Source organism: Janthinobacterium sp. Mn2066 (genome assembly GCF_049319705.1).
Taxonomy (GTDB): Bacteria; Pseudomonadota; Gammaproteobacteria; order Burkholderiales; family Burkholderiaceae_D; genus Janthinobacterium.
Genome location: NZ_JBMOUF010000011.1, coordinates 40,582 through 65,465, shown reverse-complemented (window position 1 = coordinate 65,465; position 24,884 = coordinate 40,582). Strand labels below are relative to the sequence as shown.

Sequence of the window (24,884 nt, the reverse complement as noted above, 5' to 3'; positions counted from 1 at the left end):
GCCTCCATTGCCCTTCAGGAAATACCATGCACATTTCGAATTGGCTGCTGTTTTGCAGCGTCTCCCTGCTAGTCACGTTTTCACCCGGCCCGGCCGTCTTGCTGGCCATTTCGAATTCCATCGCCGTCGGCCCGCGCCGCGCCATGATCAGCAGCATGGGCAATGGCACCGGGCTGTTCATTATTTCCGGCATCGCCATGGCGGGCATGGGCGTGGTGCTGGCGACTTCCGCCACCGCCTTCATGCTGCTGAAGCTGGCTGGCGCCCTGTACCTGGTCTATCTGGGCGTCAAGCAATGGCGCAGCAAGACCAGCATCGTCGCCAATGTGCCGCAACAGCCGGGCGCGGCCAATCCCAATTCCAATGGCAAGCTGTATCGCCAGGGCATGATGGTGGCCTTGACCAATCCCAAGGCCATCCTGTTCTTTTCGGCGCTGTTTCCGCAATTCATCGTGCAAGGCCAGCCGGTGGCGATGCAATTCACCGTGCTGACCACCACCTTTGTCGCTTGCGCGATGGCGGCCCATCTGTTTTACGCCCTGCTGGCACGCTTGCTGAAAAGCCAGCTGGCCAACCCGACGCGCGCGCGCCTGTTCAACCGCATTTCGGGCGGCGGCTTCGTTTTATTGGGCTTGAGCCTGCTGCGCCTGCGCGCCAAGGCCGCTTAAAAACCGCTCCAGGCTAGCCACCAGCGCCAACGGGGTTTCATTGATCGGATAATGCCCCGCATTGGCCAGCACTTCCAGCCTGGCTTGCGGGTAGCAGGCCAGATAAGTCTGCTCCATCAAGGTGCGGTCGAAGCGGGGATCGTGTTGACCGGCCAGCACCAGCATGGTCAACGACGATCGCCGCGCCCGCACCTCGGCACTGAAATCCGTCCCGCTCCAGGCCAGGAAATAGGCGGCAAACGCCGCCTTGTCACAACATTCCCAGGAATACGCCGCCTTCCAGTCCAGCCATTTGCCAGGCAGGCGGCCACCCGTGCTGCGCTCGATGATGCTGCGCCGCGCAGCCAGACTGTTCGCGGCGCCCAGGAACAGCTCGCGGGCTGCCGCATCCATCACCACGCCGCAACTGGGTACGGGCGCCACGGCCACCAGCGCGCGCAAGCGCTGCGGCGCCAGCAAGGCGATCTTTTCCGCCACCATGCCCCCCATCGAATGGCCGATCACGCTGAAACGCTCGAAACCCAGGTGATCGGCCAGCGCCAGCGCATCAACAGCCACCTCATCGATGCTGTAATTGCCAGCCACGCCGCGCATGCCGCCATAGCCGCGCTGATCCATGAAGACATAACTGAAAGACTCCCCATCGAGCCATGCTTCCATGGGGGCAAACGAGCGCGCATCGCCAAACCAGCCGTGCAGCACGAGGACAGCATGGGGGCCATGGCCCACGCGGTGAAAGGTATTGAGCATGACAGTTCCTGCGTAAATTAAAAGCACATGGTAGAACTGCGCCAAACTACCCGCTTTCGATGACAGGTCAAATAGTATAGAGTTCAGGCCATGCCGGAACCCGACCACCCTCATTTCTATACGGAACTGCCGCGCCCGCTGATTGCCACTGCCCGCAGCTATGCGGCCGGCTTGCATTTTCCGCTGCACAGTCATCCGCGTGGCCAGTTTGCCTATGCCGCCACGGGCGCCATCAGCGTGCTGACGCCACAAGGCAATTGGCTGGTGCCGCCGCAGCGCGCCTGCTGGCTGCCCGCCGGCCTGGAACATGGCATGCAGATGCATGGTGATGTAACGATGCTCAACCTCTTTATCAGCGCGCAAGCCGTGGCAAACGGCGGCCTGCCTGTCCATTGCAGCGTGCTCGATACCTCGCCGCTGCTGCGTCAGTTGCTGGCCGAGGCTGTCAAGCTGGACTCTTTATATGCAAAAAACTCGCGCGAAGGCAGGCTGATGGCTTTGCTGCTCGATGAAATCGGGCTCATGGCGCCGCTGGCGCTCAATGCGCCGCTGCCGCAGGAGCCCAGGCTGGCTTGCCTGTGCACAGAATTATTGCTGCAACCGGGCCTGGACATCGACGTGGACACGATGGCGGCCAGGGCCGGCATGAGCCGCCGCACCTTTACGCGGCTGTTTCGCCAGCAGACGGGGCTGGGCTTTGCGCAATGGCGGCAACAGGCTTGCTTGCTGAACGCCATCACGCGGCTGGCAGAAGGCCAGGCTGTCACCCGCGTGGCGTTCGATCTCGGTTATGGCAGCGCCAGCGCTTTTACGGCGGCATTTCGCAAGGTATTGGGCAAGCCGCCCAGTGGCTATTTGCGCTAAGACAAAGCCAGTTCCGGCAAACGCACTACCATGCGGCCAGTGCGCACGGTTCCCGGCATTTCCTCGCCGTGGGAGCCAAGCCGGCATATGCCTGGACAGCGAGGGGGAACCGAAGCGGGGACGGCAATGGGTGTTTTGAAGTGGATGATTTTTTTCCTGGGTTTCCTCTTCTTCTCCTTGATGAGGGCACTCTTGACGCACCTTATTACAGTGCCGGCAAGCCACCCTGCCCTCAAGCTGCAACCGGATACCCAGTTTGTCACGGCCTTGCTTGGCTTTCTCCATGCCACGGCGATCATATGGTGGGCGACCATCCTGTGGAGCCCCGCGGAAAACTGGCTCAGCGCCCTGGCGTGGCATTGGCGACAGGCATCGTGGATCAGCTATCGGCATTACCTCCTCTCTGGCGTGCCGCTGCTGGCGGTGGAAATCATTGCGGCATACACGGCGTCGCGGCCCAATGTGTACGCCCAAATGATCGCTACCACGCTCGAAAAGCTTCTGATCATCGCCTTGATCCCGCTGATCGGCATCTTCTCGCTGCAGGTGGTATGGCTAGGGCTATCGACCATCTACGACATCTGGTTCGGCGATGCTGACTCGATTCCAGGCATTTTCGTTTTCACCTGGCGCCTGAGTGGTCTGTTGATCGTGCCTGTTCTGCTGTTCTGCGGTACCGTCATCATGGCAGGCATCAGTTCAGCCATCCTGGAACTGTGCCGCCCCATGGTGTTTTTCTTTCGCCTGCTGAGTCCTTACCTGCTGAATAGTCACTTGCTACTGAAAAAATTTGTCGTCCACCTGGAATGGCGCGCGCAGCGCAATGCCGCCCATACCAGCAGGATATTGCTCATCTCGGACCTGCATCTGACGAACGGAGGAGACCGGCCTATCCACAGCCGAAGGCGAAGCGATGACTCGCATGCCTTTATATGCTCGCTGTTGGAGCATGTCCGGCCAGACCTGTTGATCATTGCGGGTGACATCACCGATACAGGAGAGCCAGGTGCGTGGGAAAGTGCTCACGATTTACTCTCTCCAATAGGGCATGAAAAGATTTTCGCCGTCCCAGGCAATCATGACGTGCATTTCAAGCGCAACTTTTTCCTGCAACATTTTGGCTCCCTGTCAGTGCCCATGGAAGGCATACTGAAGCAAATCAGTACGCTGCAAGGCAATACCGTTTCACACTTTCCCCAGTTGCGCAGATATGCTGGCTTGTCGCTCGTCGTCATCGGCTTCAACAGCAATTCAAGACCGCCTGGCACGCCACTGACCAATGCGATCGGATTAGTCGGGCAGACGCAGATCCAGAGTGCCAGGGAAAAACTGGCCGCAATCCGGCAAGCTGGCGACATCGTGCTCATCGTCCTGCACCATCATATCCTCAGCCCTGCATTTTCCCCGCAAGGCATGTACCTGCGCTGCCTGGATGCCAATGCAATGTATGAGTTTGCCTGCCAGGCGGGAGCTGCCGCCATTATCCATGGACACAAGCATATGCCATACACTGCGTGCAGTCCTGAACAGGAAGCGCCGCTGATCATTTCCTGCGGCTCCACCCATCACCTGCCGGAGGGACCTTATGCCAGTCTCGCGCTTGAGCCTTCCGCATATGTCATCACAACAAGCAAGGAAACACTCCAGTCAGTCCATCTGCTACGGGAAAGCGAGTTACGCCTTCGCGCCGGGTGATGGATGGCCTGGCGTCATGCCTGACATCACGCAATCATGCTGGCGATCCGCTGCGCCAGGTCTTGCGCCAGCTTCTGAATATGGTAACCATCGACAAAACCGTGATGCGCCTGCACGGAAAACGGTATTTTCATACGGCCATCTTCTTGCGCAGGGCCAAACTTGCCCCAGGTAAAAGTCGGGATATCGGCGTCGCGGTGGCAATACACGGGATGGTCGATGGCCGTCATGTCCAGCCACGGCAGGCTGGTGATGAACACACTGTTGCGCCGCTCGCGTTCATCCATATCGTCGCCGTTGTTGATCATGTCCGAACTGGCTTCGGCAATCCGCTTCGCTTCCAGGCTGCGTGCGATAAACACATCGAGCTGGTCCGTCATGGGAAAGCGCGTGAAATTGAGGTTGCCGTCGCAATTGATGACCGTGTAGGACGCCGGAAAATCGTCGATCCTGATAACGTCATCGCGGTAGATGCGGTACATGAAGTTGTCGCTTTGCTTGACCGTGTTCAGCACGCAAAACAGAAAAAAGTGGAATACGGGAATCTGGCGCGCCTTGCAATATGGCCTGAAGTCCGGCACGTCCAGCTGGAACACGATGTTGACGAGGGGATTGTCGAATGTCCGGAACAGTTCATAGCGGTCGCGCCGCTTTTCAAAATTTTTCATGGCGCGAGTGTAGACGATGGGCAAGGTCACAGGCAAGAGCATGCGGGTACAGTGTATCGTTGAAATAAATTTCCAATACGTAATGATTTCCAAGGAAACCATGCGGGATTTCATGCTATATTGAAATTAATCAAATGACACCCGGACAGCATTCCGGCGACCTGTTACTTCTCTGTTACTTCTCTATAAGGACCAGCGACTCCATGAATCAACGCAAACAGACCATGACCATGACTGCACTGGCCATCGCCGCCAGCCTGCTGGCCGCCTCCCATGCCCACGCCGGCGTGGGTGCCACCACGCCGTTCACCAGCTATGAAGCGGAAGCCGGCACCCTGGTCAACGGCGCCAAGGTCGTGTCCGTGACAGCGGCGCCGACCACGCGCTTCGCCAGTCCGGAACTCGAATCGTCGGGCCATGCCTATGTCGCATTGACGGGCAATAACCAGGAAGTGTGGTGGACCAATAATACGGGCCAGCCGATCAGCTTTATCAACGTGCGCGCCAGCATCCCCGACGCGCCGGGCGGCGGCGGCATCACGGCCACGCTGAACCTGTACGTCAACGGCGTGTTCCGCCAGCACCTGAACCTGAACTCGCGCCAAAGCTGGATTTATGAAGGCCAGGACTACCAGGCCAGCGACCAGAACCCGGCTGCGGGCAAGCCGCGCGCCTTCTTCGACGAAAGCCATGCCTTCATCGTCGGCGACCCGATTGGTCCGGGCAGCACCTTTTCGCTGCGCAAGGATAGCGACAACACGGCTGCCTTTTACAATATCGATGTGATCGACGTTGAAAACCCGCCGGCGCCGCTGGCCCAGCCTGCCAATTCCATCTCGATCACCAGTTGCGGCGCGATCGCCGACACGGCGCCCACCAATGGCATGGGCAACCCGAACGCAGTAGACAGCACCAGCGCGATCCAGAATTGCATCAACCAGGCGCAGTCGCAAAACAAGAGTTTGTGGATACCTCAAGGCACGTTTTACCTGAAAGGCACGAATGGCCTGGTCGCCAAGGGCATCACCATCGAAGGCGCGGGCATGTGGTACAGCACGATTTACCGTGACGTGCCGCTGCCAAACGCCAACGGCCTGGGCGCGATCTTCCAGGTAACGTCGTCGACGGTGCGTAATTTCCACGTCGATTCCAATTCGCGCAGCCGCGAACCGGTCGATGGCGCGGGCGGCGCGATGGATACCACCGGCACCAATTGGCTGGCGGAAAACATCTGGACCCAGCACGTGCTGTCCGGTTTCTGGGCCTCGGGCACTGGCGGCACCGTGCGCAATAACCGGCTGACCTCGATCTGGGCCGACGGCTGCAACCTCAACAACGTGGCGCTCGACGCCACGGTCGGCAATTACCTGACGGCCACCAATAATTTCATCCGCGGCACCGGCGACGATGGCATGGCGATCAACTCGGTCAACTACAACGATACCGACCACGGCCGCGTGTTTTACTCGCCGATGAGCAATATCACCCAGACCAACAACACCATCATCGGCGCCTGGAATGGCAAGGCGCTGGGCGTGTATGGCGGCAGCGGCCACCTGGTGGCGAATAACTACATTGCCGACACGGCACGCTATACGGGCCTGGGCGTCGGCCGCTTTGGCGTCAATGGCAGCGACCTGCACTCGTCGCGTATCACCGGCAACACCATCGTGCGCGCTGGCGGCAATGGTTTCGACCAGGGCCAGCCGGCGCTGCATATCGGCAATGGCAGCGATGGCCAGAACGTGGGCATCGTCGATGATATTGAAGTCAGCAACAATACCATCGTCGCTTCCTTGTATGACGCCATCGGCTTCTCGACCTCGACCAATATCCGCCTGGAACAAAATACCGTGACTAGCCCATGGCGCAACGGCGTGGTGATCGGCGCCCCGTTCTACCCGGCGCCCACGGGTAGTGCGACCATCAGCAACAATACGGTGGGCGGCGTCAGCGCGGGTAAAGTTCCGTTCGCCAACTACTCCACGGGCTACCAGGCTACCTTGAGCGGCAACAACTGGTAACCTCAGCTGGCTATGCCCTTCTGCACTTTCCATGCCAGGGGCAAAGTCAGCAGCAAGATCGCCGCCAGCGCCATCAACGCGATGGGCACGCTGGCGGCATCGCCGAGCGCACCGAACAGCATGGGCGACAAGGCGCCGCCGCCAATGGTGCCTGTATAAAACAGCGCAAATGCGTGTTCGCGCTTGCCCGGTTCCGCCAGTTCCGGCACCACGCCATACAGCACGGACGAGGTGCCATTCAGGGCCAGACCCAGCAGGGGCAGCATGGCCATCACGCCCAATAAGGGCAAGCATAAAACCAGAACGATCAGCAAGGACGTCATGCTTTCCGTGATCCACACGGTTTTCATCATGCCGATGCGCACGCCCAGATAACCGCACAGCAGCTTGCCAAACGCGCCGCCCACGAATAGCAGCGACAAGGCGACACCGATGCCTGCCGTGCCAGCGCCTTTGCTTTTCAGCAGGAACGGTAAAAAAGTCAAAAATCCCATGCGCACGGCACTGTCCAAGGTACCGGTCGCCAGCAGCGCACGGAAACCACCCTTGCTGCCATTACCGACGATAGTCTTGCCTGCCTTTTTCTGACCAGCCTGCAACTCACCTTTCCTGGGCAATAGCCAACACAGCAAACCGGCCGCCGCCAGGCCCAGCAGTCCGATCAGGCTGACGCTGGCTTGCCAGCTGCATACCAGCAGTAGCAAGCCCACCAGTGCGGGGATCAGGGTCTTGCCGATATCGCCGGCAAAATTGTATTGCGACAAGGCTTCCTTCACGCCGCCGCCCGCCTCATGCGTATCGGTGACGATGGATGAGGCCAGCGGATGCTGGCTGCTGGCGCCCAGGCCACCGAGCAACAAGGCGAATAGCAAGACGCCCAAACCACCGGCCTGCCCCGCCACCAGATACGCAACACCGGCCAGCGCCGTGCCTCCTATCAGCATACGCTCGCGTCCCCAGCGCTTGGCCATACGGCTGGCCAGCAACTGGAAACCGGCCATCATGCCCGAATACGATCCGCGCAACAGCCCCACCATGGCGTAACTGATGGCAAATTGCGCCTGCCAGATCGGCAGCAACACATAGATCACATCAGTCAAGCCATCGTGCACGGCATGCGCGCTGCAGGCAGCGATCAGGGAGCGGCGGCGGGTGGATTGGTCGGCGGGGTCAAGGGCGAGCACGGCGGCGGAAGTATCAGGAACAGTCATTGCTCTGCATACGTAAAATCAACAGGATGCCACTTTACTACAAGCAACTGCCCTATTATCAAATTTTATGGATTATCCGATACGCAACAAATTCATTAGAGTAAGATAGCACCGCAGCGCCTCACCCAGACAGCAAATGACAACATCCATGCCTACCATATCGCCACCAAAGCAAGAACGTGTATCGCTCACGCCGGTGCACGAAAACGATGCGGAAGAACTGGTCGCACTGCGCATCGAGGCCATGCGCGACAGCCTGATGCAGATAGACAGGTTCGATCCGGATCGCGCCAGGGCCAGGTTCCTGTCAGGCTTTTGCCCGGAGCGGACGCGCCATATCGACACGGACGGCAAACGCGTCGGCTTCGTCGTCGTCCAGCCGCAAGCCGATACCTTGCTGCTGGACCACCTGTACATCCGCCCTGGCAGCCAGGGCCGGCATATCGGCAGCCTGGTGCTTGCCCGCATCATTGAAGAGGCAAACAGCCAGGGCTTGCCGGTCCGCGTAGGCGCCTTGCGCGGCAGCGATTCCAACCGCTTTTATCTCCGCCATGGTTTTACGCTGGTCGGGCAGCAGGAATTCGACAATTATTATCTGCGCCCCTGCGGCGAGGCGCATGAGTGACGCAGCAGGAACGCCACCTCAGCCCCCCACCATGACACTCACCTGGAATCTGCCTGCATGTTGACAGCCCGAATCTTGAAAGCACTTTTCTTGTATGCCATCGCCCTGCCCGCCATGGCAGCTGAACATGTTCAATCGACAGCCAGTTATGAAGCGGCAATCGGCAATCTCAGCACTGCACCGTCCTATGTGATGGTGACGATAGCCGATGCCAATACGGGACTGGAACGGCAAACCTGCACCACAGCCAATTTCCTGGCAGGCGCCATTCACTTCGAATACGGCCTGGGGTATGACCATGCGGGACTTAAACGTGCCACGGAGCTGGCATTATCGAATACCAGCCATCGCTTTGTTTTCACAAAACAGGCAGCATTGAATAATGTGTCTATCGAATTTACGCCACAGGATCTGCGGGACGTGCGCACATGGCTGGCGCCCGTGTCGAACCAGGAGTTGATGGCCGGCGCGCATCCATGGACCGACCGTGACACGCCTTATGCAGGGCGCCGCTACAGGAGCGCCGTCGCCTGTGTGCTGATAGAACGGGGATTATCGCCGTATATGGCAGATTTAACGGGACAGGTGGTGGTCGCAGGCAGCAAAGACATCCCGGTCCATGCACCTTCGCAAGCACCGGCCCAACATTGAAATTTGATGCAAAATACAACATTCTCAATTTGCAATTATGCAGCGATTGCCCTGCTCTGCTGATCAAGAACGCATCATGCGTGCATTAAAATAGTCCTTGCGTCCCGTCCCGGCGGCGCAAGGCAGTTCCAGCCGATAGCAGCCGGAATTACTTGGCCATCGCATCCTTGGCCATGCCATCCTTCTTCATTTCATCCTTCTTCATGCCGTCCTTGGCCATGGCATCTTTCGACATGCCATCCTTGGCCATCGCATCTTTTTTCATATGATTCTTGACCGTCGGCTTGGCCATGCCATCCTTGGCCATGCCATCTTTAGCCATGGCATCCTTGCCCATGGCATCTTTCTGCATGGCACTGGCCGGTGCAGCCATCGCGTCTTTCTTCATTGCATCCTGAGCAAAAGCAGCGCCCGACATGAGGATGGCGGAAGCGATGATGGCGGTGATCGTGGTTTTCATGGTGGTTTTCCTTAGAAAGAGATGGGCGAAATTGCCCGGTACTGCGATTAAAAAATAAGTTTTCTATCAAACAAATAACGTCACGGCGGCAGGAAGAACCGAAGCGAGCGGCGATGATTTGTGGCCGAGAAGCGCAGCTGTGCTGGAGCACAGCGAGCATCGCCGGCCGCAAAGCGCGCCGCGCAGCCGGTTATTCCAGCCGCCACTACGAGCCGCCAAACCAGTTGTATCCCTGGTCTTCCCAATACCCGCCCGTATAGGTATTGGTCACGTAAATGGCCCGGATATGCTTGGGATTCTTGTAGCCCAGCTTGGTCGGCATGCGCAGCTTCATGGGGTAGCCGTATTTCGGCGGCAATTCCTGGCCGTCGTAGGTCAGCGCCATGATGGTTTGCGGATGCAGCGCAGTAGCCATGTCGATGCTGGTGAAATAATCGTCATCGCACTTGAAGCCCACGTATTTGGCCGTCTTGTCGGCGCCGATCAGGGTCAGGAAATGCGCGAACGGCACGCCGCCCCACTTGCCGATGGCGCTCCAGCCTTCCACGCAGATATGGCGCGTCACTTGCGACTCTTGCGGCAAGGCACGCAGTTGCGCCAGGCTCCAGGGCGTGCGGCGCGTTACCAGGCCGCTCAGTTCCAGCCGCCAGCTATCGCCATCGATCTGCTTGACCTCGTCTTCGCCATAAAAGGCATTGAACGGAAACGGCCTGGTGATCATGGAATCGGGGTAAGTCGGCGCCAGCCTGTTCGGGCTGAACAGCAAACCCTGCACCTTGTCGTTGAAGCGCGATACCTTGTTCAAACCCGCCTCGATGCTGGACTGATCGCTGACGTCGCAACCGGTCAGCAAAGCCAGGCCGCCCAGGGTCAGGCTGCGCTGCAAAAACTGGCGGCGCGATGGTTCTTTGATCTTGCGCAAGGCGTCGGCCAGCATGGCTTGTCCCTGCTCTTGCACGATAATGGTTTTTTTCATGTTGTTCTCCGTTTAGCGGCCGCGCAGCATGGCGATCAGGGTTTTCGGCACCAGTGCCACCATCACCAGGTGAATGCCGACGAAACCCACCAGGCCAGCCATGGCGATGAAGTGCACGCGGCGCGCGCTGTCGTAGCCTCCCAGCAATTCACGCAGGATGGGGAATTGCACCGACTTCCACAGCACCAGGCCGGACATCACCAGCACGATGCAGTCGAGCATCACGAACAGGTAGGCGGCGCGCTGCACCATGTTGTAGTGGCGCGGGTCAGCATGGGCCAGCTTGCCTTTCAGGGCCGCCAGCAAATCCTGCAAGATGGCGCGGGGCGACAGCGGGAAGAACTGGCGGCGCAGGCGTCCCGTGGCAATATTGATGCCCAGATACAGCAAGCCATTGGCCAGCAGCAGCCACATGGCGGCAAAATGCCATTGCAGCGCGCCACCGAGCCAGCCGCCCAGGGTCAGGCCGCTCGGCAGGCTGAAGGGGAAAAACGGCGACGCGTTATAAATGCGCCAGCCACTGGTGGCCAGCACCACCACGGCCACGGCGTTGAGCCAGTGCGTCAGGCGCAGCCAGGCCGGGTGGACGATGTCTGTTTTCAAGGATGGGGATCGCATCACAGTACTCCTTTTTCACATTGGGGCGTGCTGACGGCTTGTAAAATGGCGCCGCCGCCTGCCTGCTGCACAAAAGCGGCGACCTGCAGATGGTCGCGGCGCCAGCCGGCCGGGATGCTCAGTTCGCGGTGCAGGCTGGCATGCCCCTGTTGCAGGGGAACTGGTCCCAGCCAGACGCGCACTGCCGCGTCATGGTGCAGGGTGGCGCCCTGGTTTTCACCGCGCAGCACGGTCGACGACAGCGCGTTCTCGCTGAGCGCCAGGTACAGCATGCCGCCCGTGCGGCCATCGGCTGCGCTGGCGTCGGCCGCCAGCTGCAGCTTGCCATCGGGGCCGCCCGCCGCCGACACGCTGATATTGACCGGCGCCGTGACGGCGTTGATGCGGCGGATGGCGGCAGGTAGTTGTGTGTCCCAGCCGCGCAACTCGCTGCCGCTGACGAAGAATTGTGGCGTGTAGGCGACGTGGCGCGGCTGGTAGGAAAGCAACTCGGCCTGGCGGGCGTCGAATGGCTTTTGCGCCAGGCGGTCGGCCCAGCCGATCTGGTCCCAGTAAGTCACATGCAAGGCCAGCGGCACGATCAGGGCGTCAGCACCCGCTTCCCGGTGCAGGGCGCTCAGGCGCTGGTCTGCCGGCGGGCAGCTGGAACAGCCTTCGCTGCTATACAGCTCCACCAGGGCGGCCGTCTTCGCGCCGCTCTTCGCTTCGCAGCGCGGGGCCGCCAGTTGCGCGAACGCTGGCCCGGCCTGGCCCAGCATGAGCACGGAAATGATACTGGCGGTACTGAGGCACTTGATGTTCATGGTGACTACCCGTTATAGTGGTTCGGTAAAGTGAAGTAGATGAAAACGTCATAAGCAAACTATGAAATCATGCTAGCGACACTGGTCAATTCGCCCCCTGGCGCGGATTGGTTACAGCCACCATCAAATATTTTTTCCGTGAATTTATTTTTAAACACCTGTCACCAAAGGCTGGCATGCAACGAATACCTGTAAGCGAGCATCTGCACGGCACCGAGCTGCGCCTGCACGGGCTGATGCTGCGCGGGCTCGATGGCGATGCAACGGCATACCGTAGTTTCTTGCAGGCAACGGCTTCGCATTTGCGCGCCTTCCTGCGGCGGCGTTTGCAACGCTGGCCCGATGACGTGGAAGACCTGGTGCAGGAATGCCTGCTGGCCATCCACAACCAGCGCCTGACGTACGATACGGGCGTGCCACTGACGTCGTGGATACACGCGATCGCCAGGTATAAGCTGATCGACTGGCTGCGGCGCCATGCGCGGCGCGATGCGCTGCATACGCCATATGACGAGGACGATGAAACGCAGGACTTGTTTTCCAGCGCCGATGCGGAGGCGGCCGAAGCGAGCCGCGACCTGGGCCAGCTGCTGGCCACCCTGCCGGCCCAGCAGCGCGACGCCATCGTGCATACCAAGCTCGATGGCTGGTCCGTGCGCGACACGGCCAGTGCAATGAATATTTCGGAAGCCAGCGTCAAAGTGGCCGTGCACCGCGGCCTGAAGGCACTGGCGGCCAATTTAAGGACATCATCATGAAGACAGACGATTTGATCGCCATGCTGGCCAGCGGGCCAGACGTGGCGCCCGCCCCGCCACCGGGCGCGCACTGGCGCATGGCCGCCACCCTGGCGGCCGGCATCGGTGTCAGCGTGGCCCTGATGGCCACCCTGCTGGGCGTGCGCCCGAACCTGGGCCAGCTGATCTTTTTACCGGATTTCTGGATCAAGGTCGGCTTCGTGCTGTCGGTCACGCTGGCGGGCGCCTATGTCGGCCGCCGCGCCGGCTTGCCGGGCGCCCATGCGCAGCCGCTGCTGATCGCCGTGCCCCTGCTGCTGATGTGGGCGCTGGGCGCCATCATCATGATGGAAGCGCCAGCGGAACAACGGGCGGAACTGTTCTGGGGCACCACCTGGCGCGCCTGTCCCTTCCTGATCGCCATGCTGTCGCTGCCCATCATGGTGGCCGTGCTGCGCCTGATGCGCCAGATGGCCCCTACCCGCTTGCGCCTGGCCGGTGCGGCAGCCGGTTTTGCTTCCGGCAGCGCGGCGGCCCTCGTGTATTGCCTGCATTGCCCGGAAATGGCAGCCAGCTTTATCGGCTTCTGGTATGTGCTGGGCATGCTGGTGCCGACCATCATCGGCGCCTTGATCGGGCCGAAAGTGCTGGCCTGGTAAGCTGAAAGCTGGGCGGCGCCTTGCCGCCTATCGATGCCGTACCCTCAAGCTCACACATACTCACGGCGGCCGGCCCCCTGTGCGGCCCCTCCTTTCCTGCCAGCATGCCCGGCAACAGCGCAGACAGCGCTGTCTGCAGTGTGTCTCTTCCCATCCACAAAAGATTTATTTCTGCCAACACCCAAGGCAGGCGTAGATTCAAGCTGCGCGCGTCAACCGTTCCGATCAGGAACATTCAATCTGCCACCAAAAAAAATGTAAGCAATTGAATCTGATCTTGCTTGCCGTCCGTACAAGTCATGCAGCCCGTAATTCCTTGTAGCCATGTTACACAAACAACAATTCAGGGAGAATCGACATGTCTTTGTTACGCTCGAAAACCGCACTGGGCGCCGCCATACTGGGCAATCTTCTGGCTCTCGCCTTCACACCCACCGCCTTTGCCTCCAGCCATCGCGAGGCGCCATTCATCACCCAGAACCCCAAAGTCGACGCCACCGACTTCTATATGTTCCGCAGCTACGAAGCGGGCCGCAGCGCCTACACCACCCTGGTGGCCGACTATGTGCCGCTGCAGGACGCGTATGGCGGGCCGAACTACTTCGCGCTGGATCCAAACGCCCTGTATGAAATCCATATCGATAACAATGGCGACGGCAAGGAAGACATCACCTTCCAGTTCCGTTTCAGCAATACCAACAAGGATGGCCAATTCACGGTGGGCGGCAAAAAAGTGTCGATCCCGCTGGTGATCAATGGCGGCCCCATCGACAGCGTCAACCCGGCCGGCCTGAATGTGCGCGAAACCTATAGCGTGACCGTGGTGCGGGGCGACCGCCGCAGCGGCACCAGGAGCGCCGTCACCAATGCCAGCGGCGGCGGCGCCGTGTTCGACAAGCCGGTCGACAATATCGGCAATAAATCTATACCCAACTACGCCGCCTATGCCGCGCACCATGTGTATACCGTCAACATTCCCGGCTGCGCCACGCCGGCGCGCATGTTCGTCGGCCAGCGCAAGGACCCTTTCGTGGTGAACCTGGGCGAAACCTTTGACTTGATCAACATCAAGGCGCCGGCCACGGAATTTGCGGCCAATGCGGAGTCGGCGGCCAAGGATGACCTGGCCCTGAAAAACGTCACCGCGATCGAAATGGAAGTGCCGACCGCCTGCCTGACGGCCGGCGCCGACCCGGTGATAGGCGGCTGGACCACGGCCAGCCTGCGCCAGGGCCGCCTGCTCAACCCTACGCCGAACACCGCCACCAGCGCCTCGAAGGAAGGCGGCGCCTGGGTGCAGGTCTCGCGTCTGGGCATGCCGCTGGTGAATGAACTGGTGATCGGCCTGAAGGACAAGGACCGTTTCAATGCCAGCAAACCCGTCAACGACGCCCAGTTTGCCGACTATGTGACCAACCCGACCGCGCCGGCGCTGGTGGAAGTGCTGTACGGCTCGGCCGGCGCCAAGGCGCCCACCAACTTCCCCCGCAATGACCTGGTGGCGGCCTTTTTGACCGGCATCAAGGGCGTGAACCAGCCTGTCACGGTGGTGGCGTCGGAAATGCTGCGCCTGAATACCTCGATCGCGCCCACGGCCGTCGGTTCGCAAAACCGTCTGGGCGTGATCGGCGGCGACAATGCCGGCTTCCCGAATGGCCGCCGTCCCGGCGACGACGTGGTCGACGTGGTGCTGCGCGTCGCCATGGGCAAGCTGTGCACGCTCAATATCGGCTGCGCCCCCAGCGATGCCCCAGCCGGCGGCCTGCACTTTACCGACGGCGCCTACCTCGACGAGACGTTTTTCACGGCAGGTTTCCCCTACCTGAAAACCCCTGTCGCTGGTTCGCCGCAGCAATAATCGTCTTTGCATAAGGAGTAGATCATGAAAAAGCTCTTGATGACAGGCGTTATCGTCACGGCGGCGCTGGTGGCAGGTTGCGGCGGTGGTAGCAGCAGTAGCGACAATGGCAGCGGCAACGGCGGCACCAACCCGCCGCCCGTGGTCTTGCTGGACACTTTCTTTGTCGCCGTCAGCAACCTGATCCTGACCACCAGCGACGACCAGGAACCGGTCAGCATCGACGCCATCGTCGCCACCGCGCCCGACAATACCGAGCCGGTGCCACTGTAAGCCGTAGCAGGCATCGGGAATATACGTCCCGATGCCTGTGCCCTCCACCGCTCGCCCGAAAGCGTCCGCGATGAGAATACCCGTATTCATGTTCTGTGCTGGACTGGCCAGTGCAGTACAAGCTGCGCCCTATATACCGAAAGATGGCAGCGCCGTCATCGAACACTTGCCACGCCGCGCCGACGCCACGCAGATCGAATTGCGGGCCTTGCGCGCGCGCCTGAGCGCCACGCCGCAAGACATGGCGCTGGCGACCAGCCTGGCGCAGCGTTATATCGGCCTGGCCCGCAGCGAAACCGATCCGCGCTACCTCGGTTATGCGCAGGCGGCGCTGGCGCCGTGGTGGCGGCAAACGGCGCCGCCCGCACCCGTGCGCCTGCTGCGCGCGACGATTTTGCAAAGCACCCACCAGTTTGACGCCGCCCTGCAAGACCTGGACGCCGTCATTGCGCAGGAACCCGCCAATGGCCAGGCCTGGCTGACGCGCGCCACCGTGCTGACCGTGCAAGGCAATTACAGCAAGGCCACCGCCGATTGCGCCCGTTTATCGGCCTTCACCGCGCAACTGGTCACCGTGACCTGCATCGCCAATGTGGCCGGCGTGACGGGCCGCGCCGCCAAGAGCGAGCAATTGCTGGATCTGACCCTGCGCCGCAGCACGGGCGCCGCACCCGAAATGGAAAGCTGGGCCCTGACCCTGCTGGCCGAAATGGCCACGCGGCGCGGTGAAACGGCGCTGGCCGAGACCCGCTACCGCCAGGCGCTGGCCCAGCACCCGCGCGACAGCTATCTGCTGGGCGCCTACAGCGACTTTTTGCTCGACCAGCAGCGGCCGCTGGAAGTGATCAAGCTGCTGAAAGACCAGCAGCGCATCGACGCCCTGCTGCTGCGCTATGCCCTGGCGCTGCAGGCGGTGCCCGGGCAAGCCGCGGCCCTGGCAACGGCGACCGATGAATTGACAGCCCGCTTCAACGCCGCCATGCAGCGCGGCGATACCGTGCACCAGCGCGAACAGGCGCGTTTTGCGCTATTGCTGCAGCACGATCCACACGGCGCCGTGCAACTGGCGCAAAAGAACTGGGCTATCCAGAAGGAAGTGCCCGATATGCGCATCCTGCTCGAAGCCGCGCTGGCCGCGCGCGACTACCCGGCCGCCGCGCCCGTGCTGGAATGGATCAACCTCCATCAGGTGGAAGACGTGGCCTTGCAGGCGCTGGTGAAAAAACTGGGCGCACAGGATGGGCAAAAGCTCGGTTCGGCCAGCCAGCGGGGTGCGGCATGAAGAAATTCCTGCTTTGCCTGGCGTTCTTCAGCTGCCTCAATTGCGCGCAGGCGCACAAGCCCAGCGACAGCTACCTGGGCATCGATGTCCACGGCCAGCAGATCGACGGCCAATGGGATATCGCCTTGCGCGACCTCGATTTCGCCATCGGCCTCGATGGCAATGGCGACGGCGAGCTGACCTGGGATGAAATCCGCGCCCGCCACGCCGCCATCGCCGCGTATGCGCTGCAGCGGCTGCAAGTGGCCAGCAGCCAGGGCGCGTGCCCGCTGCAAGTCACGCAGCAACTGATCGACGAGCATACCGATGGCGCGTATAACGTGCTGCGCTTTCATGGCCTGTGTCCGGGCGCCACGCCCACCAGCCTGTCCATCGGCTACACCCTGTTTGCCGACCTCGACCCGCAGCACAAGGGCTTGCTGAAACTGCGCAGCGGCGGCCACACGCAAACGGCCATCTTCGACCCGGACAGCCCCCGCCAGACCCTGTCGCTGACCACGCCCGACCGCCTGGCCCAGTTCGGCGCCTACGTGAAACACGGCATCTGGCATATCTGGATAGGCTATGACCACATTTTATTCTTGCTGTCCCTGCTGCTGCCGGCGGTGCTGCTGCCGGCAGCCCGCGAGCAGCAGCAAGGCTTGAAAGCCGCCTTTTTCGATGTATTGAAGGTCGTCACCGCCTTCACCCTGGCCCACTCGATCACCCTGACCCTGGCCAGCCTGTCCGTCATTTCGCTGCCTTCGCGCTGGGTGGAGTCGGCGATTGCCGCTTCCGTGGTGCTGGCCGCCCTGAACAACCTGTTCCCGCTATTTCGGGGCCGGCGTCCGGTGGCCGCCTTTGTCTTCGGCCTGATCCACGGTTTTGGGTTTGCCAGCGTGCTGCTGGACCTGGGCTTGCCGCAATCGTCGCTGGTGGCCAGCCTGTTCGGCTTCAATGTGGGCGTGGAAATCGGCCAGCTGGCCATCGTCGCCGTCTTCCTGCCCCTCGCCTGGCTGCTGCGCAAGACCTGGTTTTACCGCCAGCTGATGACGGTGGGTTCCCTGCTGATCGCCATCATCGCCGCCATCTGGCTGCTGGAGCGGGTGGCCGACATGAAACTGATCTCAAGCTGATCTCCCATCACCGCGCTTTCAGGATACAATACGAATCATTCTCAATTGCATCGAAGTCCATCCGTCCAGCCGGACCATGGCACAGAAAGCTTGCATGGTTCACCCCGAATTGGAACTGCATCAGCAAATCAAGGTGCTGTATAGCGACCACCATGGCTGGCTGCAGGGCTGGCTGCGCCGCAAATTGGGCAATGCCTTCGATGCGGCCGACCTGGCGCATGACACCTATTTGCGCATCATCACGCGCGGCAGCACGCCCCAGCCTGAAGAGTCGCGCCAGCAGCTGGCGCAGATCGCCAACGGCCTGGTGGTCGACCTGTTCCGGCGCCGGCATATCGAAGCGGCCTACCTGGAGGCGGTGCGCGCCATGCCGGAAACCGCCGTCCCCTCGCCCGAAATGCATGCGCTGATCATCGAAGCGCTGGTGGAAATCGACACCATCCTGGCGCGCCTGCCGGCCAAGGTACGCCAGGCTTTCTTGCTGTGCAAGGTCGATGGCCTGGACTACCGCGAAATTGCGCTGCGCCTCGATGTCTCCGTATCGTCGGTGGAAAAATACATGGTGCGCGCGCTGCTGGCCTGCTGTGCAGCGCAGCCATGAATAGTCTGGTGGACAATACGCCCATCCCTCCAGCCATCATGCAGCGCGCCGCCGAATGGATGGCGCGCTTGTGGGCTGAAGACGCCAGCGAAGCTGACGCCGCCGCCTGCGCCGGGTGGCGCGCCGCCCACCCTGAACACGAACGGGCCTGGGACCGGCTGCAACGCTTCACGCAGCAATTTGACGCTATCCCTCGTACGGTGGCACAAGGCGCGCTATCGACTACCCCGCGCCGTACCGGTGTTGACCGCCGCCGCGCGCTGCAGCTGCTCGGCCTGGTGATCGCCAGTGGCGGCTCGGCCTTCCTGCTGCACGAATCGGGCATGTGGCAGCGCAGTACCGCCGATTACCGCACGGCCTTGGGCGAGGTGCGCGAAGTGCTGCTGGTCGACGGCACGCGCGTGGTGCTCGACACGGCCAGCGCCATCGATGTGCGCTACAGCGACGGCGAACGGCGCATCGTGCTGCGCAGCGGGACCATCCTGGTGACCAGCGCGCCCGATACGGCGGCCATCCACCGGCCGCTGCTGGTACAAACCGACCAGGGCACCGCCACCGCGCTGGGCACGCGCTTCAGCGTGCGTGCCGGCGATGGCCTGAGCACGGTGGCCGTGTTCCAGGGGCTGGTCGAACTGTGGCCGGCACAAGCCAATATGGCCGGCGTACGCCTGCAGGCGGGCCAGCGCGGCACGTACGGCATCCATGCCGTGCACGAGGTGGCCGCCGTCGAAGACAGCGCTGCGGCCTGGACCCAAGGCAGGCTGGTGGCCGAACGCATGCGCCTGGCCGACCTGGTCGCGGAATTCGGCCGCTACCGCCACGGCGTGCTGCGCTGCGATGAAGACGTCGCCGATCTGCGCGTGACGGGCGTGTATTCCTTGCGCGATACCGACCGCTCGCTGGACAACCTGGCACTGAGCCTGCCCGTACAACTGCGCTACCGCACGCGCTTCTGGGTCACGCTGGGTGCGCGCCCGGCTGCCTGAAAAATAAATTCAAAATAAATTCAAAATAAGTTGAGGGTTTTCTTGTCTCGTTCGGAATACGGGAAGAACAAACATTTCTTCTCACCGTATAAGGACACCCCATGACCGCTCGCCCACCCGCGCCGACCAATCTGCGACCATCTGCCATTGCCATCCAGGCCCTGTTCCTGGCCGGCGCCGCCTATGGCGCCCTGGCGTTCACGGCGTCCGGCGCCCGCGCACAAACATTGGACAGCGCCGAAGCCAGGCGCACTTACGCGATACCGGCCGGCTCGCTGGAACGGACGTTGACCCGCTTTGCCAGCGCGGCCGGGGTGGAACTGTCGGCCGATGCGGCGCTGCTGCAGGGTAAAAGCAGCCAGGGCTTAAGCGGCAGCTACACGGTGCGCCAGGGTTTTGAGGCCTTGTTGCGCGGCCAGGGCCTGCGCCTGGTAGCTGGCGCGAATGGCGCCTATGCGCTGCGCGCGCAAGCCGCATCGACGGCCAGCACGGCGTCAGGCGATACGGCTGCCGCCACCCTGCCCGCCATCACCGTCAACGCCGCGCTGGAGCGCGAGACGGCCACCGGCCCCGTGCGTGGCTATGTGGCGCGGCGCAGCAGTTCGGCCACCAAGACCGATACGGCGCTGAATGAAAATCCGCAATCGGTCTCCGTCGTCACGGCCGATGAAATCAGCGACCGCCATGCCGAATCGCTCGATGAAACCCTGCGCTACACGGCCGGCGTGACGCCCAACCAGCGCCCGCTGGGCCGGGTCCACACGGCCAGGTCGACCCGCACGTCAACCTGATGGGCTACGACAACCGCTTCAAGCGCAGCAATACCATGCTGGGCTACGAGTTCGAACACAAATTCAACGACACCTGGACCTTGCACCAGAACCTGCGCTACACACGCCTGAACAACGAGCGCACCGACATGTTCCCGCTGGGCCTGAGCGACGATGGCATCGTCAAACGCTATTTCCGTCCGGTCGACACGGAATCGACCAGCGTGCTGGCCGACACCCAGCTGCAAGGCCATTTCGCCAGCGGCGCCCTGCGCCACCATGTCTTGCTGGGTGCGGACTATGCAAACTTCCGCAATACCGACGATTATATTTACCAGGTCGGCTTTATCGCGCCGCTCGACCTCTACCATCCCGTATATGCAAAGCAGATCAAGCGGCCCTCGACCAAACCCACCATCGTCTACGCGCCTGCGCGCCAGCTGGGCCTGTATGCGCAAGACCAGCTGAAATGGGACCGCTGGGTGGTCACGGCAGGCCTGCGCCGCGACAAGGCCACGCAATCGCAAACCACCACCAATGTGCTGACCGGCGCGGTGCAGCCCGACTACGCACTGTCGCCATCGGCCACCACCGGCCGTCTGGGCGCCGTCTACCTGTTCGACAATGGCTGGGCGCCTTACGTCAGCTATGCCAGTTCGTTTTCGCCTGAACTGGGCAAGGCAGCCGATGGCGGCCCCCTGAAACCGTCGCGCGGCAAGCAAGTGGAGGCCGGGGTGCGTTACGAACCGGTGGGCCAGCGCGCCAGCTACACGGCGGCCGTGTTCGACCTGGTGCGCAACAACGTCTCCACCGCCGCCATCGGCAATCCGGGTTTCCTGCTGCAGACAGGGCAAGTCACCTCCCGCGGGCTGGAACTGGAAGCGCGCACCGAGTTCGCCAGCCATCTGAGCCTGATCGCCCAGTACACCTACCTGGACACCAACATCAATAAAAGCACGAATGGCGACCAGGGCTTGCAGCAAGCAGGCGCACCGCGCCACAGCGCGTCGGCCTGGGCCCGGCAGGCATTTAATGTAGCCGATACGCTGCCCGCCTACGCGGCGCTGGGCATGCGCTTCCTGGGCGCCATGCGCTCCAATTCCGACGGCGACAACCTCAATCTCCGCAATGGCGGCATCACGCAGTGGGACGCGGCACTCGGTGTCACGCGCGGACCATGGCAGTTTTCCCTGAACCTCAACAACCTGCTGAACAAGCAATCGCTGTATGACTGCGGCTACCTGCCCGGCCTGTGCTACCGCAATGCGGAGCGCACCGCCAACGTCAGCGCCATGTACCGGTTCTAATGCGTCCATTCTTGGCAGCGCTGCACCGCTATGCCGGCCTGCTGATGGCCGGCTTTTTGATCGTGGCCGGCCTGACGGGCAGCCTGCTGGCGTGGAAGGATGAATTGGAAGGCGCGCTGCTGCCGGGCGTCTTTCGCGTCACGCCGCCTGCGCCGGGCGCGGCGCCGCTGGACGCCCTGCTGCTGCGCGAGCGGGTAGCGACGCACTTCCCGCAGGCGCAGATCAGCTACGCACCGCTGTCGGCGCCGGCCGGCCACAGCATGCAGTTTTACCTGCCCCACCGCGACGATGCCCCGCTGGCCAGCGATGAAGTGTTTGTCGACCCGTACACGGGCGCGATTTTGGGCCAGCGGCGCTGGGGCGAGATCAGCGAAGGGCTGATCAACCTGCTGCCCTTTATCGAACGCCTGCATGACGCGCTGGCGCTGGGCGATACGGGTTTGCTGGTGTTTGGCCTGATCGCCATGTTGTGGACGGTAGACTGCTTTATCGGCGCCGCCCTGACCTTCCCTGCGCGGCTGAAGCAACGCAGTCCGGGCGCCAAACCCTGGCTGCGGCGCTGGCGTCCTTCCTGGCTGCTGCGCCGCCACGGCGGCCGCTATAAACTGGTGTTCGACCTGCACCGCGCGGGCGGCTTGTGGCTGTGGGCCATGCTGCTGGTATTCGCCTGGAGCGGCGTGGCATTCAATCTGTATGACGTCTATGCGGCCGTGATGAAGCCGATTTTCCCCCACCAGCCGGTCGAGGAAGTGCTGGCCGCGCATAGCCCGTCATCGGCGCCCCACTTGGACTGGCCTGCGGCGCGCGCGCGGGGACGCGTGCTGATGGCCGGCCTGGCGGACCAGCAGCATTTTTTGATTATCGAGGAAAACGCCCTGTCCCATGAACGCAGCCTGGGGGTGTACAGCTACAAGGTGCGCAGCAGCCGCGACGTGCGCGAACAGAAGGGACTGACCACCGTGATCTTTGACGCCGTCAGCGGTAAACAGCTGGCCACCTGGCTGCCGACCGGCACGGCCAGCGGCGACACCATCCGCAGCTGGATCAGCGCGCTGCACATGGCGTCGATGTGGGGCTGGCCCTTCAAACTGTTGATCTGCGCCATGGGCATGGCCGTGGCGGGCCTGAGCGTGACGGGCGTGCTGGTCTGGCGCCGCAAGCGCCAGGGGCAAGCCAAGGCCAAACGGGCTTGAAACCCGGACTTAAAAAGCATACGCCAGGCTCAAGCGCACCGACCTCGGTTCGACCGGATGAAAATGCCGGTCGTTGACGCCTTCGACCGCTTCGCCGGGCAGGCGCGAGGCGTAGTAGTAATCGATGTCGCTGGCCCGCTTGTCGAACAGATTAAAAACGTCGAGCGAGATGCGCGTCTTGCGGTTGAGCTGGTAGCCTACTCTCGCATACGCCAGGGTGGTCGAGGCCGAGCGCACGGAGTTGTCTTCGATCAGCGGACGCGGACCGAAGTAGCGCAGCTGGAAGGCGCCCGACCACGGGCCCTGGTCGCTCACCGTCACGCCAAACGAGGCCACCTTGTCGATAGCACCCGGAATGTAGTTGCCGGCCGGGTCGTCCTGCGTATAGCGCGAGCGCGAGGCGGCCAGGTCCAGGTCGAACAGCAGCCACGGCGCGGCAATATAGTGGTTGTTCCACTCGATGCCGTGGCGGCGGCTGGCGCGGCTCGGTTCCGTTTCGCCCGCGTCGCCCACGAACAGCAGTTCCGAGGCGATATCGAGGCGCCACAGCGCCAGCGAGCTTTGCAGGCCAGGCAGCCATTCCGTGCGCGCCCCCAGTTCCATGCCCTTGGTCGGCACCAGCGGCGTGACGGGCGACGAGGCGCTGCCGTCGGACAGGCGCGTTTGCGTGGTGCCGCGCGCGTCATTGCTGTGAAAACCCTTGCCATAGTTGGCAAAAAATTCTGTCTTGCTCCAGGGACCGAAGATCAGGGACAGCTTGGGCGAGACCACATGGTCATTGGCCGTGCCGCTATCGCCGTCGATGCTGCTGTTCACCTTGAAGCGGTAGGCGTCATAGCGCACAGCTGCTACCGAACGCAGCCACGGCAGCCATGACACCGTGCTTTCGCCATACAGGCCCAGGCTACCCTCGCGCACCGTGTCTTCGCGCACCGTACTTTGCCGCACCCTGTCCAGCGTGTCGTACAGGCCGACCGGCGAGAGCCAGTCGTAGCGGCCTTGCAGGCCCAGCTTGTTGCGCATGGACAGTCCCGCCAGCTGCGTGTTCCAGCTTTCGCTCATATTGAAGCCGGCCACCGTGCGCCGTTCGCTTTGCTGGAACTGGTCGCCCTGTTCCGGGTGATCGAGAAAATAGGTGAAATTGCTGTACAGGTCCAGCCGCGAACGGATCAGATAGGCATCGAACTCGAACAACCGGTTATCGGTGCGCTTGCGCAGGGCGTAGGACAGGCTGTAGCGCGCCGTATTGCCGCCATCGCTGGGGTCGAGCGCGCCAAAGCGGCCGATCAAGCCGGCGTCTACCGCCCGCTGCGGTATCTGGTCGGTGGAATTCCAGCTGTTTTTATACGCCATGGCCGTCACGTTGAAGCCGTCATCCTGCGTGCCCTGGCTGTAGCGCAGCACACCGCTGTATTTGCGCACCTGCTCCGGGCTATCCCAGGGGCCATTGTTGCGGTTCACTTCCAGGCCATACAGCAAGGTGCCCGGCCCCGCATCGCCGGAATCGGCCACCACGCCGCGCAGATAGCCGTGCTGGCCAGCGGAAATGCTGGCCTGTCCTTGCGGCAATTTATCGGCCAGGCGGATATGCGCGCTGCCGGCCGAGGCGAAATCACCTTCGGAGGCAAAATACGGCCCCTTCTTGTAATCGATGCGCTGCACCAGTTCGGGAATCAGGAAATTGAGATCGGAATAACCTTGCCCATGTGCATGCGTGCGCATATTGACGGGCATGCCATCGATGTAGGTGGCGAAATCGGTGCCGTGGTCGAGATTGAAGCCGCGCAGGAAATACTGGTTGGCCTTGCCGTCGCCGCTATGCTGGGTAACGATCAGGCCAGGCACGAATTCCAGCAATTCCCCGGTGCGCAAGGCGGGCCGATTGACGATCAGATCAGTAGTGATGACGCCCTGGCTGGCCGCATCCGAGGTGCCGACGGCATTGTCGTAGTGGCCTGTGACCCTGACCGTGCGCGCGGCATCGTCCACTGCATCGGCCTCAGCGACCGCATCAGCGGCCATGGCCAGCAGGGCCAGGCCAAAAGCTGTCGCCAGTTTGCTTTTTATCAATCGCATTGCGCCCCCAGTTT

25 protein-coding genes are annotated in these 24,884 nt (G+C 61.9%); 17 read left to right on the top strand and 8 right to left on the bottom strand.

From position 1 onward, the window contains the following. Positions 1-26: 26 nt before the first annotated feature. Positions 27-668 carry a LysE family translocator gene (locus ACL9RI_RS20955; protein WP_422728424.1) on the top strand — a complete coding sequence of 214 codons (642 nt, stop codon included), beginning with the start codon at positions 27-29 and terminating at the stop codon, positions 666-668. On the opposite strand, the gene ACL9RI_RS20950 is transcribed toward ACL9RI_RS20955, so the two are convergent. After that, positions 624-1,418 (bottom strand): alpha/beta fold hydrolase, encoded by a 795-nt coding sequence (locus tag ACL9RI_RS20950; RefSeq protein ID WP_422728423.1) that lies wholly within the window; start codon positions 1,416-1,418, stop codon positions 624-626. The two genes, ACL9RI_RS20955 and ACL9RI_RS20950, sit on opposite strands and share 45 nt — an antisense overlap. Positions 1,419-1,508: 90 nt before the next feature. Between ACL9RI_RS20950 and ACL9RI_RS20945 the strand changes: the two genes are divergently transcribed. Continuing rightward, positions 1,509-2,282, top strand: a complete 774-nt coding sequence (locus ACL9RI_RS20945) for an AraC family transcriptional regulator (RefSeq protein WP_422728422.1) — start codon at positions 1,509-1,511, stop codon at positions 2,280-2,282. A 126-nt stretch (positions 2,283-2,408) separates the two neighbouring features. Continuing rightward, positions 2,409-3,977: a metallophosphoesterase family protein gene (locus tag ACL9RI_RS20940; protein ID WP_422728421.1), complete on the top strand. Its 1,569-nt coding sequence runs from the start codon at positions 2,409-2,411 to the stop codon at positions 3,975-3,977. Positions 3,978-4,003: 26 nt separating this feature from the next. On the opposite strand, the gene ACL9RI_RS20935 is transcribed toward ACL9RI_RS20940, so the two are convergent. Beyond that, positions 4,004-4,645, bottom strand: a complete 642-nt coding sequence (locus ACL9RI_RS20935) for a CatA-like O-acetyltransferase (RefSeq protein WP_422728420.1) — start codon at positions 4,643-4,645, stop codon at positions 4,004-4,006. 203 nt (positions 4,646-4,848) lie between these two features. Here ACL9RI_RS20935 and ACL9RI_RS20930 point away from each other — a divergent pair, with 203 nt between their 5' ends. After that, on the top strand, positions 4,849-6,669 hold the full coding sequence (locus ACL9RI_RS20930; RefSeq protein WP_422728419.1) for a hypothetical protein: 1,821 nt from the start codon (positions 4,849-4,851) through the stop codon (positions 6,667-6,669). Between the two features lie 2 nt (positions 6,670-6,671). On the opposite strand, the gene ACL9RI_RS20925 is transcribed toward ACL9RI_RS20930, so the two are convergent. Beyond that, positions 6,672-7,880, bottom strand: coding sequence for an MFS transporter (locus ACL9RI_RS20925; protein WP_422728418.1), 1,209 nt, complete (start codon positions 7,878-7,880; stop codon positions 6,672-6,674). A 148-nt stretch (positions 7,881-8,028) separates the two neighbouring features. Between ACL9RI_RS20925 and ACL9RI_RS20920 the strand changes: the two genes are divergently transcribed. Next, positions 8,029-8,505 carry a GNAT family N-acetyltransferase gene (locus tag ACL9RI_RS20920; RefSeq protein WP_422728417.1) on the top strand — a complete coding sequence of 159 codons (477 nt, stop codon included), beginning with the start codon at positions 8,029-8,031 and terminating at the stop codon, positions 8,503-8,505. A 57-nt stretch (positions 8,506-8,562) separates the two neighbouring features. After that, positions 8,563-9,156, top strand: a complete 594-nt coding sequence (locus ACL9RI_RS20915) for a hypothetical protein (protein ID WP_422728416.1) — start codon at positions 8,563-8,565, stop codon at positions 9,154-9,156. 148 nt (positions 9,157-9,304) lie between these two features. Here the strand turns inward: ACL9RI_RS20915 and ACL9RI_RS20910 are convergent, their stop codons facing one another. The 4 genes from ACL9RI_RS20910 to ACL9RI_RS20895 form a co-directional block, all read right to left on the bottom strand. Beyond that, positions 9,305-9,616 (bottom strand): pentapeptide MXKDX repeat protein, encoded by a 312-nt coding sequence (locus ACL9RI_RS20910; RefSeq protein ID WP_422728415.1) that lies wholly within the window; start codon positions 9,614-9,616, stop codon positions 9,305-9,307. Between the two features lie 205 nt (positions 9,617-9,821). After that, a complete protein-coding gene (locus ACL9RI_RS20905; RefSeq protein ID WP_422728414.1) occupies positions 9,822-10,592 on the bottom strand; it encodes a molybdopterin-dependent oxidoreductase in 771 nt (256 codons plus the stop codon). A gap of 12 nt (positions 10,593-10,604) precedes the next feature. After that, positions 10,605-11,210: a cytochrome b/b6 domain-containing protein gene (locus ACL9RI_RS20900; RefSeq protein WP_422728413.1), complete on the bottom strand. Its 606-nt coding sequence runs from the start codon at positions 11,208-11,210 to the stop codon at positions 10,605-10,607. Continuing rightward, positions 11,210-12,013 carry a DUF1223 domain-containing protein gene (locus ACL9RI_RS20895; protein ID WP_422728412.1) on the bottom strand — a complete coding sequence of 268 codons (804 nt, stop codon included), beginning with the start codon at positions 12,011-12,013 and terminating at the stop codon, positions 11,210-11,212. Before ACL9RI_RS20895 ends, ACL9RI_RS20900 begins: the two co-directional genes overlap by 1 nt. Before the next feature lie 176 nt (positions 12,014-12,189). Between ACL9RI_RS20895 and ACL9RI_RS20890 the strand changes: the two genes are divergently transcribed. The 11 genes from ACL9RI_RS20890 to ACL9RI_RS20840 all read left to right on the top strand — a co-directional run bounded on the left by ACL9RI_RS20890 (position 12,190) and on the right by ACL9RI_RS20840 (position 22,794). After that, positions 12,190-12,771: a sigma-70 family RNA polymerase sigma factor gene (locus ACL9RI_RS20890; RefSeq protein ID WP_422728411.1), complete on the top strand. Its 582-nt coding sequence runs from the start codon at positions 12,190-12,192 to the stop codon at positions 12,769-12,771. Then, complete coding sequence (locus ACL9RI_RS20885; RefSeq protein WP_422728410.1) at positions 12,768-13,409, top strand: NrsF family protein; 642 nt, start codon at positions 12,768-12,770, stop codon at positions 13,407-13,409. Before ACL9RI_RS20890 ends, ACL9RI_RS20885 begins: the two co-directional genes overlap by 4 nt. A 358-nt stretch (positions 13,410-13,767) precedes the next feature. Beyond that, positions 13,768-15,267 (top strand): DUF4331 domain-containing protein, encoded by a 1,500-nt coding sequence (locus tag ACL9RI_RS20880; protein ID WP_422728409.1) that lies wholly within the window; start codon positions 13,768-13,770, stop codon positions 15,265-15,267. Positions 15,268-15,291: 24 nt separating this feature from the next. After that, positions 15,292-15,540: a hypothetical protein gene (locus ACL9RI_RS20875; protein ID WP_422728408.1), complete on the top strand. Its 249-nt coding sequence runs from the start codon at positions 15,292-15,294 to the stop codon at positions 15,538-15,540. A 70-nt stretch (positions 15,541-15,610) separates the two neighbouring features. After that, a complete protein-coding gene (locus tag ACL9RI_RS20870) occupies positions 15,611-16,822 on the top strand; it encodes a hypothetical protein (RefSeq protein ID WP_422728407.1) in 1,212 nt (403 codons plus the stop codon). After that, positions 16,819-17,937: a HupE/UreJ family protein gene (locus ACL9RI_RS20865; RefSeq protein WP_422728406.1), complete on the top strand. Its 1,119-nt coding sequence runs from the start codon at positions 16,819-16,821 to the stop codon at positions 17,935-17,937. Before ACL9RI_RS20870 ends, ACL9RI_RS20865 begins: the two co-directional genes overlap by 4 nt. A 94-nt stretch (positions 17,938-18,031) precedes the next feature. Beyond that, positions 18,032-18,538 (top strand): sigma-70 family RNA polymerase sigma factor, encoded by a 507-nt coding sequence (locus tag ACL9RI_RS20860; RefSeq protein WP_422728405.1) that lies wholly within the window; start codon positions 18,032-18,034, stop codon positions 18,536-18,538. Further along, the gene (locus ACL9RI_RS20855; RefSeq protein ID WP_422728404.1) at positions 18,535-19,524 is read left to right on the top strand and encodes a FecR domain-containing protein; all 990 of its coding nucleotides are present in this window, start codon (positions 18,535-18,537) and stop codon (positions 19,522-19,524) included. The genes ACL9RI_RS20860 and ACL9RI_RS20855 overlap by 4 nt, the downstream gene beginning before the upstream one ends. A gap of 101 nt (positions 19,525-19,625) precedes the next feature. Continuing rightward, entirely contained in the window at positions 19,626-20,315 is a 690-nt protein-coding gene (locus ACL9RI_RS20850; RefSeq protein ID WP_422728403.1) for a TonB-dependent receptor plug domain-containing protein, read from the top strand. Beyond that, positions 20,315-21,601: a TonB-dependent siderophore receptor gene (locus ACL9RI_RS20845; RefSeq protein WP_422728402.1), complete on the top strand. Its 1,287-nt coding sequence runs from the start codon at positions 20,315-20,317 to the stop codon at positions 21,599-21,601. The genes ACL9RI_RS20850 and ACL9RI_RS20845 overlap by 1 nt, the downstream gene beginning before the upstream one ends. Further along, positions 21,601-22,794 carry a PepSY-associated TM helix domain-containing protein gene (locus ACL9RI_RS20840; protein ID WP_422728401.1) on the top strand — a complete coding sequence of 398 codons (1,194 nt, stop codon included), beginning with the start codon at positions 21,601-21,603 and terminating at the stop codon, positions 22,792-22,794. Before ACL9RI_RS20845 ends, ACL9RI_RS20840 begins: the two co-directional genes overlap by 1 nt. A gap of 9 nt (positions 22,795-22,803) precedes the next feature. Here ACL9RI_RS20840 and ACL9RI_RS20835 read toward each other — a convergent pair whose 3' ends face one another. Further along, positions 22,804-24,870 carry a TonB-dependent receptor gene (locus tag ACL9RI_RS20835; protein WP_422728400.1) on the bottom strand — a complete coding sequence of 689 codons (2,067 nt, stop codon included), beginning with the start codon at positions 24,868-24,870 and terminating at the stop codon, positions 22,804-22,806. Positions 24,871-24,884 lie beyond the last annotated feature (14 nt).